A 12,224-nucleotide genomic window follows, 5' to 3' on the forward strand; every position below is an offset into this window, starting at 1 on the left:
GTCTTCAAAAGGTGCAACCATGGAAAACAACACGCAAACTCCACTTGCTCCAGCGTCCAACGCCCCGTCCGATTCACTCACGCGAGAGTGGTTTCGTATCGATGACATCCCGGAAGATTCAGTGCGGTCGGTTGGTGACGTTACGCGCGTTGAGAAAATGCAACAGGCGGACGCAAGGTGATGTTTCCAAAACACAATGAGGAATCCATGACCACCGTTCGGTTGGAAGCATTCAGCGATGCGGTCATCGCGATCATTATTACGATCATGGTGCTCGAACTGAAGGTGCCACACGGCACGCACATCAAAGACCTGGCCCCACTCCTGCCGGTCTTTCTGAGCTACATCGTCAGCTTTCTCTATGTTGGCATCTACTGGAACAACCATCATCACCTTTTGAAGACCTGTAAGGAAGTTACCGGTTCGATCCTGTGGGCCAATCTGCATCTTCTCTTCTGGCTTTCGTTATTACCGTTTGCTGCAGGATGGCTGGGAGAAAACCACTATGCATCGGCGCCCACCGCACTCTATGCCTGTGTACTTCTGATGGCTGGAGCTGCTTACTACTTTCTTCAACAAGCGATCATGCGGGCACAGGGTGGCCGTTCTATTCTGAAGCGGGCCATCGGAAAAGACTGGAAGGCGAAGCTATCGCTACTGCTATATGTCGTAGCACTCTTCGCCACACTTTGTGCTCCCGGTATCGCTCAAGCGCTCCTCGTAGTTGGAGGCTTACTATGGCTGGTTCCAGACCGACGCATTGAAAAAGGGTTGGCTACCGTTCATCCGCAATAGTTGAATTCACAATCAACAACAACCAGTCAGGGAGAACCGTGAGAAGCAGCGCTCATCCGATTCCACACCACTGCCTCGCACGCTTGGAAGCAGGGACACCAATCGATGCCCCGCTCGGGGCAGTCCATTACGCACGGATGTTTCCCCGCCTCCCAGCATTTCGTGCTGAGGAGGAGTTCCTGCGTGCGCTGGGCAGGGTCGGTGGCGTGTGTGATTGTGAAGCCACGGAAGATACACCGGAGTCGCTCGCGGAGACCGCGGCCGGCTGGCCTGTGTTCGGTCAATTCGTGGCCCATGACACCACGGCTGATCGTTCACGCTTGCAGTCCGATACGGATACTGCTGGGTTGATCAATGCACGTTCTCCAAAGCTTAATTTGGAATGTCTGTATGGAGACGGTCCTACCGGCCATCCCTATCTCTTTCAGCGTGATGATCCTACAAAATTTCGACTCGGCAAGGAAGAAGCTGATCTTCAGCGAAATGAAGATGGCACTGCCATCATCGGCGATCCGCGCAATGATTCTCATCAGCTCATCTCACAGTTCCACCTGGCAATGCTGAAAGCACACAATGCCTTTGTGGATGAAGCTCGTACGCAGGGCATAGAGGAAGCACGCGTATTTGACGAGGCTTCTCAACAGATGCGTTGGCACTATCAATGGATCATCCTGCACGAATTTCTGCCATCGCTCATCGGAGTGCACGCCGCAGCTGAGGTCTGCAGTAAAGGCTCTCGATATTTCCATCCAGGCGAGCATGTGTTTATACCGCTTGAGTTCGCCGACGCCGCATATCGATACGGTCACGCACAGATTCGTCATCGGTATCACTTGAATGCTCGCAGTGAACCTCTTCCACTCTTTCCAGACCTGTTGGGCTTTCGTCCTGTGCCCCGCGAACACGTTATTGACTGGAAGATGTTCTTCGATACCGCTGGTGCTCCAGCCGCTCAACGCGCAAAGAAGATGGACGGGAAACTCGTGCGCTCTCTTCTTGAATTACCCCCGTCAATTACTGGGGAATGTGAGATTGCTGACTACCACTCACTGGCTGTCCGCGATCTGCAGCGAGGACAAGGTGTTGGGTTGCCATCTGGTGAGGCCGTTGCAAAACATATAGGAGTCTTGCCGCTTGACGCGGAACAGATTGGTATTGCCTCTACCGGTTGGCATGGCGAAACACCGCTTTGGTATTACATCCTTCGCGAAGCCGCAGTGCTTGAAGAAGGGAATCGTCTTGGGCCCGTCGGCGCCCGCATCGTTGCAGATGTTTTGGTCGGTCTTATTGATGCAGATAGGAACTCATTCCGTCACAGCGAAGAAGAGTGGCGGCCAAACAAAATGCTAAGTGATCTGCTGACGTGTTCTTAGCGCAGCATGCATTCTTTGGATAAACAGTAGAAATTCCTGTCACACAATTCATCCCTGTTCGGTCATAGCGAGTACGAGTGGCATATATGAAATTGCCATTCGACTAAGGGGATGAATCATGAAAATCGTCGTCATCGGCGGTACGGGCCTTATTGGGTCAAAGCTTGTCAGCAAGCTTGCGGCCCACGGACATGAAGCGATCGCGGCATCACCGAACTCCGGCGTTAACACGTTGACAGGGGAAGGTCTCGCAGAGGTGTTGAAGGGGGCCGAGGTTGTAGTGGACGTTTCCAACTCACGTTCCTTTGATGAAGACGATGCGATGAACTTCTTCAACACTGCCACGCGCAACCTTATCCAGTATGGAAAAGCAGCAGGCGTAAAGCATCACGTTGCACTTTCCGTTGTGGGTACAGATCGCATTGCACAGGATCGTCCCTCCGATGGCCCCAAGACAATCCGTGGATACTTCCGCGCAAAGCTTGCACAGGAAAAGTTGATCGCAGAATCGGGCATTCCATTCTCCATCGTGCATGCCACCCAGTTCTTTGAGTTCGTAAAGAACATTGCAGACACAGCGAGCGATGGCACTACGGTTCGTCTGGCGCCCGTTCTCATTCAACCAATGGCGGCTGACGACGTGGCAGCGGGAGTAGGGCGCGTTGCTGCTGGCATCCCTGCGAACGGCATCGTTGAAATCGCTGGTCCAGATCAGTATCGTCTCGATGAATTTATCCGCTTGGGCTTGATTGCGCGTAACGACCCGCGCAATGTCGTGGCTGATCCTGCCGCAGGATATTTCGGTGTTGAAGTCGACGAGCGCACGCTTGTTCCTGGCAAGGACGCTCGACTCGGTACGACAAGCTTCAAGACCTGGCTCGCACAATCCGCTACAGCGCCAACTCGCTAAGCCACAACAAGGAGGACACGTTGATGAAATTCGCAAAGCTCGTCTTATGTCTTGCGTGGCTCGCACCCCATTGCCTGCTCGCACAACAGGCCAAGGTGACAGAGGTGATGTCGAAGGACCTGACAGATATCCCGGGTAAAGAAGGTCTGATGATCACAGTCACATATCCTCCGGGCTCCTCTGATCCCATCCATCGCCACAACGCACATGGGTTCATTTATGTGCTCGAAGGTTCGATTGTGATGCAAGTGCGCGGTGGCAAAGAGGTCATTCTCAAGCCGGGCCAAAGCTTCTACGAGGGTCCCAACGATGTTCATGTCATCGGTCGCAACGCCAGCCACACACGCCCAGCAAAGTTCGTTGTGTTCCTCGTTAAGGACAAGGGCACGCCGGTCGTGATCCCTGCCAACTAAAACGGTCCGAAGCACAAAATTCATCTGCAGACATTGAGGAGAGAAGTACCCATGAGCACCTTCAAGGGAAAAGACGGTACAACGATTTACTACAAGGAGTGGGGCTCAGGACCAGTCGTCACGTTTTCTCACGGCTGGCCTTTGAATGCCGACGCATGGGATGCACAACTGCATTTCCTCGCACAGAACGGGTTCCGCGTCGTCGCGCATGATCGACGCGGTCACGGTCGATCAGATCAGGCCTGGTCTGGAAATGACATGAATGGGTACGCTGACGATCTCGCCTCGCTCATCGAAACGCTGGACTTGGACGACGTAACCCTCGTCGGCCACTCCACCGGTGGCGGTGAGGTGGCGCGTTACATCGGCAGATACGGCTCAAAGCGAGTCGCGGCAGCAGTCTTAATCGCCGCTGTGCCTCCCATCATGGTTAAGTCTCTTACCAATCTCGAGGGAATCCCCATCGAGGTGTTCGACTCATCGCGCAGCAGTCTGGCGAAGGATCGTTCGCAGTTCTACAAGGACTTCGCAGTACCGTTCTACGGTGCGAATCGTCCTGGTGCCAAGGTGTCGCAAGGCCTTCTGGATCAGTTCTGGCTCTGGAGCATGCAAGGCGGTCTGAAGAATATCTACGATTCCGTCAAAGCATTTTCTGAGACTGATTTCCATGAGGATCTTAAGAAATTCGATGTCCCCACTTTGATCATGCACGGGGAAGACGATCAGATCGTGCCGATTGATAACACTGGAAGACAGTCGGCCAAACTCATCAAGGGAGCAAAGGAAATCTACTATCCCGGACTCCCTCACGGTCTCACAGCCACACATGCAGATCAGGTCAACGTTGACCTGCTGCAGTTCCTGAACTCTGTTCACGGCGCTCGGTTCAGAGCGTAAGACTTCCGAACGGGCAGGCTTCATGTGTGTGGGCCTGCTCGCCCGGCTCCGCAATGTCAGGAACGACGAACCGATGAGATACCCAAACGAGATAGAGCATTTGACTCAAGCGATTCAACAAGACGAGTCAAGGTATGTCGCATCCAGGCTTATCGAAAACCAGATCATTGCAACCATTGCGGAAGGCGAGTTTGCATCCGCCATTCAACGGACTCGTCAGTTGGCCAATCAGCAAGCACTGGCGGAGAGAATCCGGAGAAACAAAATCATGCTGGCATGGGCACAGCTATAGGTTTTCGAAAAGCTGTTACGAAGAGAAAAATGCGGCCTTAATACAAGGACGCGATATCATGAAAAATTTCGAGGCAAGGGCGTTGTCATCACCGGCGGTAGCGCCGGTATTGGACGAGCAGCAGCTCTCCAGCTGCGCGGCCTTGGGCGCGCACGTGTTCTGCTCACAGATTTTGCTAACAGTTCGATCCTCGTACTAGAATTCACAGCGATTCACAGGGACAACTTCCCGACTGGCCACACTCAGGTTTTTGCGGCTATTCGCACGAGCTGACGACAGTGATTGCGCTTCGTGACACTGGGGATCTAACGTGGATCGCAGTCTGACATGTCATTTACGTCTTCGACCTCGCCCGACGAGTGTTCGCAGAACTGAAAAGGAATCGGAGCCATACCCATGACGTATACGCGACGGCAGTTCGGCAAGCTGGCAGCCACCACTCTCCCCTTCGCCGCGGCTGCAGCGTCATACCCGGGGTCGCTCTTTGCCCAGGGCAAACCTAATTCCGTATTCGGCGGCGTCCAGGTCGGCATTATCACGGCGTACAGCTATCACAACATGCCGGACGATGCCCGATCCCTGGTGAGTTACATGGTCAGGGACGGCATCAGCGCGACCGAGAGCCATGACGAGCCGCTGGCAGAGTTCCTTGGTGCTCCGAAAGCGCCTGTGCGGCCGCGGCCCGTCGCTGCCCCTGCTGCGGGTGCCGGACGTCCTGCCGCCGTCCCCCCTGCCGGTGAGCCGCGTGCTCCTCGTGCTCCAAGCCCGGAACAACTCGCATATCTGGAAGCACTCAACAAGTGGCGTCTTGCAACGCCGCCTGCGAAGTTCGGAGAGGTTCGCAAGTTGTACAACGACGCAGGCATTTGGATTTACGGTTTCAAAATGAGCCTGACCAACGCGATGCCGGACGAGCTTTATGACTGGACGTTCGAGGTGGTGAAGGTTCTTGGTGCGAACCAGTTGACCATGGAAATGCCGGATGGCGATTCTGCCCTGACAGCGCGGATAGGCAAGTTTGCACTCAAGCACAAAACGAGGGTCGGGTATCACGCCCATCTGCAAGCCACACCAACCACTTGGGATGAGGCAATGTCGCAGTCGCCTTACAACTGCATCAATCTCGACATCGGCCACTATACCGCCGCCGGCAATCACGATGCGGTGGCCTTCGTGCAGAAGAACCATGAGCGCATCACCAGCGTGCACCTCAAGGATCGCAAGTTCAAAGAAAATGGTGGCGCGAACATGCCATGGGGACAGGGCGACACTCCCATCAAGGAAGTGCTGGCACTGATGAAGAAGGACAAGTATAAGTTTCCGGCCACGATCGAGCTGGAGTACCAGCCGCCCGAAGGATCAAACAGCGAGAAAGAAATTGTGAAGTGCCTTGCGTATGCGAAAGCCGCATTAGCATAGCCAGAAACAGGCTCGCAGCGCGCGAGCACTTCGGGAACAGCCGCGTCGGATCGTAGTAGTCGAGGGTAGCCTTTAATGAAGCAAAAATCGCAGTGGTGGTGGATGGTGATTGTCCTTGCATCCTTGCCATCCATCCTGAAAGCTCAGCAGCCGGCAGCAGAGGGCCATGCCGGTGCCAGCCCGGCGGGCCCACAAGGTCGCCTGCAAACCGAACCCTACAACGCACCTCGGCCACCGGTAGCTCCCGCTGTAATAGCGCACGGCAAAGAAGTGTTCAGCGCCAACTGCAGCTTCTGCCACGGCGACGATGCGCGTGGGGGATCGGTGGGCCCAAACCTGATCCGCAACAAGGTGGTGCTGGACGATCAGAATGGCGAGCTCATCGAGCCCGTCGTACACGGCAGCCGGCAGGCTGAGGGCATGCCCAAGTTCAACCTGGCCAATGATGACATTGTCGCCATCGCCGGGTGGTTGCACAGCCAACCGCTCGGCAACAGGGGCGCGCCTTCAACGCTGGACATCGTGGTGGGCAATACTCAGATGGGTCAGGCCTACTTCAACGGTGCCGGCAAATGCAGCACATGCCACTCCGTCACCGGAGATTTTGCTGGCATCGGCGGCAAGTACACGCCGAAGGATTTGCAGAATGCAATCGTCTCCGGTCGCGCGGGTCGCGGAGGGGCTGCGAAGACTGTAACCGTGACCTCTGGTGGACGGACAGTTGAGGGCCGCCTGGATCACCTGGATGCATTCAACGTCTCGCTAACTCAGAAGGACGGCACGCACATGAGCTTCGAGATCATCAACGGCGCACCACAGGTGGTGGTTCACGATCCTCTGCAGACGCACGTAGACATGCTGCGGACCTGGAAAAACAGTGATCTCCGCAACCTGACGGCCTACCTGACAACATTGAAATAGGAGCTCTGCCCGTGACGAACACAATGATGCGGCTCATGGCCGGGTTGTCTTTCCTGTTGCCGGTGGTGCTGCAGGGGCAAACAACAGCAGCGGCTGGCATGGGGCTGGACCCGGCCACTTTGACACAGCAGTTGGCGCAGCCGGCAACCACTTCATGGCCAACCTATGCGGGCGATTACTCACAGCGGCGCTATAGCGTTCTTGACCAGGTAAACCGCACCAACGTCAAGGATCTGACGCTGGCTTGGAAGAGCGTAGCGCTCACCGCCGGACCGGGCGGTGGAGCAGGGGCACGGCGAGGCTTCGGGTCGCCGGGGTTTGTCGCGCCGACCATCGTGGGCGGTGTCACCGAGACACCGGTCCCGGTACCGGGTTCCAGCAGTGGCTCTCCGCGCATCACCGGTTCCATCCTTCAGGTGAATGGCGTGCTCTACATCTCGTCGCCTGACAATGCCTGGGCCATGGATGCTCGCGATGGCACGGTTCTGTGGCATTACTGTTGGACAACGCGCGGCGGCGATCACATCGGCAATCGTGGCATGGCCATGTACGGCGATACGTTGTACTTCGAGGTGCCTGAGGACTACCTTGTGGCGCTGGACGCGAAGACGGGTAAGGAGCGGTGGCACAAGGAGATTGCACCCTATACTCAGCAGTACTTCTCGACCACTGCGCCGGTGGTGGTGGGCAATCACGTACTCGTAGGGACCAGTAGCAACCTGGATCAGCCGGGCTTTCTCCAGTCGTTCAATGCCGAAACGGGCGAGCTGCAATGGAAGACCTTTCTGGTGCCGATGAAAAAGGGCGATCCGGGATGGGATACCTGGGGCAGCATGGACGCGGCCCAGCACGGCGGTGCTATGCCCTGGCTCTCCGGCTCCTACGATCCGGAAACCAAGCTTTACATCTTCGGCACCGGCAATCCGATCCCTGCCTACTCGGCTGCTCCGCGCGGTAAGGACGAAAAGGACACCAATCTGTTTACCTGCTCGATCGTTGCGCTCGATGTTGAAACGGGCAAAATGGCCTGGTACTACCAGACCTCGCCCGACGATACTCACGATTGGGATTCCGTGCAGGCACCGGTCTTTGTGGATGGCACGTTCGAAGGCAAGCCTCGCAAGCTGGTAATGGAAGCGACCCGCAACGGCTACTTCTTCGTCCTTGACCGCGTGACAGGGCAGCATCTGCTGACCACCAAGTATTCACCGGCGGCTAATTGGGCGACCGGGCTTAACGCGAACGGCAACCCAATTCGAGATCCGGACCAGGACTCGACGGTGGCTGGCTCGCTGGTCTCACCCACCAACGGTGGCGCGGTCAACTGGCAACCGCCCAGCTTTTCCCCGCAAACAGGGCTGTTCTACGTCGGTCTGCATCAGGGGTACGCGATGTACTACCTCACACAGACTGATCCGAAGCAGATCATGGGATTGGGAGGCAAGGAAGAAGACCCAGTCGGCTCGTACCCCAGCTCGATTGTCGGCATTGACTATCGCACCGGCAAGACCGTGTACAACTACGTCTTTCCGGGTGACGGCTCTCCCACGGGACTGCTCACCACGGCAGGACACCTGCTGTTCTCCGGTGACGGCTCCGGCAATCTGGTGGCCTATGACACCAGCACGCCGAAACCGCTGTGGCACGCCCGCATCGGCAACGTGTCCAACGCTCCAGAGACCTATTTGCTGGATGGGCGTCAGTACATCCTGACGGTAACCGGCGACACGGTCTATGCCTTTCGGCTCTCGAAGTGATCGCAGGCAAACGCGTAGCACATGAACCGCTCCCGTCTGGTCTCGGTTTGACCAGACGGATGACTCCTCAATGATTCGGCTTGTTTCACCGCATAGTTTGGATCAGTGCTGGCGATAAAGGTAAACGTTCTTCTTCTTTAACGTTCAGCGGACGGCGTACGATGGGCGCCATGAAATATCTTGCAGTGGGTTGTTTGCTGATGGGGTGCGGTATGGGTCTTGGGCAAAGTTCTGCAGCGCCTACGATGGGTACAGGAGAGCTGGCAAAGGCGCGGGTGTTTACGCCGGAACAAGGCAGCGTGCGCACGATGGCGAACGGTGGGCAGAGCCGTGACATCCTGCATGCAGCATTGGCCACCGGAGAGCCGGTCAGCATCCATGAGTCCACGCAGCCGGTCGGAGCCAAGCCGAATCCACCGCATGCGATTCAGCACTCGGAATTCATCCTGGTGCGCGAAGGGACGCTGCTCTTTGAACATGATGGCGTTTCGGAGAAGGCCGAGCCTGGCAGCGTGATCTATGTGGCCTATGGGACGATGCATACGGTTCGCAATGCGGGCAACACACCCGCGAAGTATGTGGTGATCGCGATCGGCGGAGATCAGAAGTAGTAGGGCGATTGCTTGCAGGACATCACGTCACGAGAGGCCTCCCCGCAGAGTGACGTCGGGGAGTTAGGAAGTCGCTGGGATGGTTCCAGCTTTCGGCAGCCAGACTTCTAACTGGCCTTGGGGTGCCGTAAGGCCCACGCGGACGACGCGAGCATCTATGCCGATCGACTTGAGATGGTCGCGACATTTGTTTGCGATGTCGAGATCGGCTGCATTGAAGAACCGAACTTGCGCACCACTGGGCATCTTTGCGGAAGGGATCTTTTCTACCTGCTGGATGACCTGCGCCTTTGGCCAATTGTCTTTGAGGGCCTGCGCAAACTTGGTGCCGAAAGCAGGAGGGTCTGCGGCGTCTTGTTGGAGATACACACGAGCAACAAAGTTTCCTATGGGCGGAGATGCGACCTGTGCTGTCTGCGCTTCACGGATGATGGGGGCAGGCACCTTTACGGGGGGCTGGGCCGGGGCCGGGCCGGGATGGGCCTGATGATGGTGGCCACGGTCTGAACCCGCCGACGCCGGATTGCGATCCGGCTGAACCGTCTGAGGAGGAGCCTCGATTACAGCAAGCATTTGGAGAATCTGGGTAGTCTTCTGATCGGCAACCGTGACGGAGGACGAGTCGGCGTTGGTGGAGATGCTGCCTCCACCAACATTCTTGAGTTGTGCCTGCACTGAACCGGGGTTGTTGGCGCTCATGGTGAAACTGATCCTGCCCATCACGACACCGCGGATGAGCCGGACGCCAGGATGCCCGGCGACGTATGTGCCGCACTCTCCAGTCGCAGTGAGTTGGCCCAGGGTCTTCATGTCCATAAGCTGCACAGAGACATCATCGATGGAGTACTTCAAGCTGTTGGTATGCGTCAGGTTGAGACCGGCGCTGGTGACACTTTGTAGAGCGTTGGAGCCGAGGGTGATCTGCGCGGCTGTCTGACTGGAGAGCTGATAGGAAGGAAAGAGATTCAGAGCATCGCGGATCTGCGGGACAGGCTTGGGAAGACAGTCGCTGTCGTCGGAGGGATAGGCCTGTATGGGATCGAGTAGCGTTCCAACGTCATAAGGAACGTCAGCCACGACAACGGAGCCAGGAGCTACGTTGAACTTGGTCTGGATGCGCTGGGCCAAGGCGTTTTGGAATGAGTCGAAATCCATTCCGGGTACGGGCGGCTTTCTATTATGGACTGTCCAGAAGTACCAGCCTGAGATGACAACGAGAAGCACGACAACAACCGAGATCGCCATCTTCGCGTTCTTCAACTTGTCGGAATTCGAATTTGATGCCTGATTTTCTGCCATGGCTCGTCGGCACGATGCTATCGCCGAGTCGCAGAATGCACAACAGATAAGAGAAATCTGATCACGCATCCGGTCGTGAAGCTGTCAGATCTAAGGGCATCTGACTGCCAGGATGTTCATAAGCGGCTTTGGACTCGATAGAAGACCCACCGATGGAAGTACATCCACCAGAACGTGGTATCCAAAGTTGGCAAGACTTCTTTGTCCATAAGACGACGACCGTTGAGAGCAAACTGCGTACAACAGAAGTCATTCAAGATAGTCTCGACGCAGAGTCCGATTTGGGCTCGTGTGAAAGCCAGGAAAAGATGCCACTTAAGAGAACGCTTCTGTGGGCGCAGCTTTTCAAGCTGTCGAACCGCACCTGATGCGAACCGCTTGTCCCACATATCGAATAAAGATGCTCCTTCTCGGCGCGCTCGTAGATAAGCGCGTAGAGTCACTAATAGAGTCCTTTCTCGCCTTCAGCCTTCACGGCTTTGCTCCAGACGAGCGTCTTTCAAGCACGCCACAGTCTCGGAGTTCCACATGAGTATTCCTCGTAACAGCGACGTCTCAAAGCATCTTGCGCGTATACCCAAGCGCCCCGGAATAGTGCTGCCATTTCCAACATCAGCGGCTCTGAACCAGGACGATCAGATGAGTGAGGCGCTCGTGACGACCGAATCGCAACTTCTCGTGGGCGATGTTCAATCGATCAAGGGGAAGGAAGACCCCAGGTCTCGGCCAGAGGCGAGTTAATTGGTTGATAGCTCTTCTTGCGGTCCTCACAGCGATGGGCAAACGGTGAACATGATGACTAATAAGACTGACATTGTTAAGAACATTCCAAGCTGGTATCCAACAGCAGGCGAGATTGTGCAGACGCAGCGGGCGCAGCTTGATAGGTCCAAACGAGAAGCAGCAGCATTCGCATCTGAAATGTTTGGCCGTAATACTCGTCCTTGGTGGAGGCGACTATTCGGAAAAAGATCTGAGTAGACGTTTACTACCTAATGACAACAGGCTAGGCGTCATCGAATAATTTTCGACCGGAAGAGTCAGGGCCGTTCTGAGGAACGCCAAATACTTTCGGTTATTAACCGCTCTGGCCGCATCCACGAAACAGGTCACCTCTCTGTTTTGCGATCTCCAGATTTGGTTCAGCGAATTACTTCACAGCATTTTGTTTGGAGTTCCACATGCGTTCAGCTGAAACCTTCCGTTCTCTTGAACAGATTTCAAATCGCTTCATGCTTTGCCAGGTAATTTCGCAGAGTGTGCGCCTTATGCACAAAAGCGGCTCTTCTATTGAAGAGAGTGTTTCCGAGGCATTGCGTGGTATTCAGACGGGAAAATTTAGGGGTGAGAGCCGACTCGTTCCAGTACCACTCCAGATCGAACCCCACATCACTGTCCTATTCGGTCTGCCTGATCTGTTGTAAGTTTCGATCCCCACCAAGCTTCCATCCAAAGTCCGATTGCTCCACTCCGCAACAGGTAATGTAGGCGGCCTGGAAAACACCTGCGACATGCGCAGGTGTTCTCGATTGTAAGA

At 55.7% G+C, this 12,224-nt stretch carries 13 protein-coding genes; 12 read left to right on the forward strand and 1 reads right to left on the reverse strand.

All coding sequences use genetic code 11. The features are described from left to right. Positions 1 to 207 precede the first annotated feature (207 nt). The 10 genes from M504_RS13400 (at position 208) to M504_RS13445 (ending at position 9,388) form a co-directional block, all read left to right on the forward strand. Positions 208 to 795: a TMEM175 family protein gene (locus M504_RS13400; RefSeq protein WP_047494923.1), complete on the forward strand. Its 588-nt coding sequence runs from the start codon at positions 208 to 210 to the stop codon at positions 793 to 795. A 137-nt stretch (positions 796 to 932) separates the two neighbouring features. Then, positions 933 to 2,168, forward strand: a complete 1,236-nt coding sequence (locus M504_RS13405; protein WP_052200714.1) for a peroxidase family protein — start codon at positions 933 to 935, stop codon at positions 2,166 to 2,168. A gap of 118 nt (positions 2,169 to 2,286) precedes the next feature. Continuing rightward, positions 2,287 to 3,078 carry an SDR family oxidoreductase gene (locus M504_RS13410; protein WP_047492200.1) on the forward strand — a complete coding sequence of 264 codons (792 nt, stop codon included), beginning with the start codon at positions 2,287 to 2,289 and terminating at the stop codon, positions 3,076 to 3,078. Positions 3,079 to 3,101: 23 nt separating this feature from the next. Then, entirely contained in the window at positions 3,102 to 3,491 is a 390-nt protein-coding gene (locus tag M504_RS13415) for a cupin domain-containing protein (protein WP_047492203.1), read from the forward strand. Positions 3,492 to 3,542: 51 nt separating this feature from the next. Then, positions 3,543 to 4,388: an alpha/beta fold hydrolase gene (locus tag M504_RS13420; RefSeq protein WP_047492206.1), complete on the forward strand. Its 846-nt coding sequence runs from the start codon at positions 3,543 to 3,545 to the stop codon at positions 4,386 to 4,388. Positions 4,389 to 4,416: 28 nt separating this feature from the next. Further along, positions 4,417 to 4,680: a hypothetical protein gene (locus M504_RS22350; RefSeq protein WP_198137601.1), complete on the forward strand. Its 264-nt coding sequence runs from the start codon at positions 4,417 to 4,419 to the stop codon at positions 4,678 to 4,680. 396 nt (positions 4,681 to 5,076) lie between these two features. Then, on the forward strand, positions 5,077 to 6,099 hold the full coding sequence (locus M504_RS13430; RefSeq protein WP_047492211.1) for a sugar phosphate isomerase/epimerase: 1,023 nt from the start codon (positions 5,077 to 5,079) through the stop codon (positions 6,097 to 6,099). 75 nt (positions 6,100 to 6,174) lie between these two features. Next, the gene (locus tag M504_RS13435) at positions 6,175 to 7,020 is read left to right on the forward strand and encodes a c-type cytochrome (RefSeq protein ID WP_084214331.1); all 846 of its coding nucleotides are present in this window, start codon (positions 6,175 to 6,177) and stop codon (positions 7,018 to 7,020) included. A gap of 11 nt (positions 7,021 to 7,031) precedes the next feature. Continuing rightward, positions 7,032 to 8,777, forward strand: coding sequence for an acido-empty-quinoprotein group A (locus tag M504_RS13440; protein ID WP_232296280.1), 1,746 nt, complete (start codon positions 7,032 to 7,034; stop codon positions 8,775 to 8,777). Between the two features lie 170 nt (positions 8,778 to 8,947). After that, positions 8,948 to 9,388, forward strand: coding sequence for a cupin domain-containing protein (locus M504_RS13445; protein ID WP_232296281.1), 441 nt, complete (start codon positions 8,948 to 8,950; stop codon positions 9,386 to 9,388). 63 nt (positions 9,389 to 9,451) lie between these two features. Here the strand turns inward: M504_RS13445 and M504_RS13450 are convergent, their stop codons facing one another. After that, a complete protein-coding gene (locus tag M504_RS13450; protein ID WP_198137602.1) occupies positions 9,452 to 10,633 on the reverse strand; it encodes a hypothetical protein in 1,182 nt (393 codons plus the stop codon). 582 nt (positions 10,634 to 11,215) lie between these two features. Here M504_RS13450 and M504_RS13460 point away from each other — a divergent pair. Next, positions 11,216 to 11,428 (forward strand): hypothetical protein, encoded by a 213-nt coding sequence (locus tag M504_RS13460; protein ID WP_047492226.1) that lies wholly within the window; start codon positions 11,216 to 11,218, stop codon positions 11,426 to 11,428. 440 nt (positions 11,429 to 11,868) lie between these two features. Next, positions 11,869 to 12,111: a hypothetical protein gene (locus M504_RS13465; RefSeq protein WP_047492228.1), complete on the forward strand. Its 243-nt coding sequence runs from the start codon at positions 11,869 to 11,871 to the stop codon at positions 12,109 to 12,111. The last annotated feature ends 113 nt before the right edge of the window (positions 12,112 to 12,224 follow it).

The organism is Terriglobus sp. TAA 43, assembly GCF_000800015.1.
Taxonomy (GTDB): Bacteria; Acidobacteriota; Terriglobia; order Terriglobales; family Acidobacteriaceae; genus Terriglobus.

Bases quoted from the DNA above. Each gene is read 5' to 3' on its own strand.
- M504_RS13400 (WP_047494923.1), top strand. From the start codon at position 208: ATGACCACCGTTCGGTTGGAAGCATTCAGCGATGCGGTCATCGCGATC.
- M504_RS13405 (WP_052200714.1), top strand. From the start codon at position 933: ATGTTTCCCCGCCTCCCAGCATTTCGTGCTGAGGAGGAGTTCCTGCGT.
- M504_RS13410 (WP_047492200.1), top strand. From the start codon at position 2,287: ATGAAAATCGTCGTCATCGGCGGTACGGGCCTTATTGGGTCAAAGCTT.
- M504_RS13415 (WP_047492203.1), top strand. From the start codon at position 3,102: ATGAAATTCGCAAAGCTCGTCTTATGTCTTGCGTGGCTCGCACCCCAT.
- M504_RS13420 (WP_047492206.1), top strand. From the start codon at position 3,543: ATGAGCACCTTCAAGGGAAAAGACGGTACAACGATTTACTACAAGGAG.
- M504_RS13430 (WP_047492211.1), top strand. From the start codon at position 5,077: ATGACGTATACGCGACGGCAGTTCGGCAAGCTGGCAGCCACCACTCTC.
- M504_RS13435 (WP_084214331.1), top strand. From the start codon at position 6,175: ATGAAGCAAAAATCGCAGTGGTGGTGGATGGTGATTGTCCTTGCATCC.
- M504_RS13445 (WP_232296281.1), top strand. From the start codon at position 8,948: ATGAAATATCTTGCAGTGGGTTGTTTGCTGATGGGGTGCGGTATGGGT.
- M504_RS13450 (WP_198137602.1), bottom strand. From the start codon at position 10,633: ATGGCGATCTCGGTTGTTGTCGTGCTTCTCGTTGTCATCTCAGGCTGG.
- M504_RS13460 (WP_047492226.1), top strand. From the start codon at position 11,216: ATGAGTATTCCTCGTAACAGCGACGTCTCAAAGCATCTTGCGCGTATA.
- M504_RS13465 (WP_047492228.1), top strand. From the start codon at position 11,869: ATGCGTTCAGCTGAAACCTTCCGTTCTCTTGAACAGATTTCAAATCGC.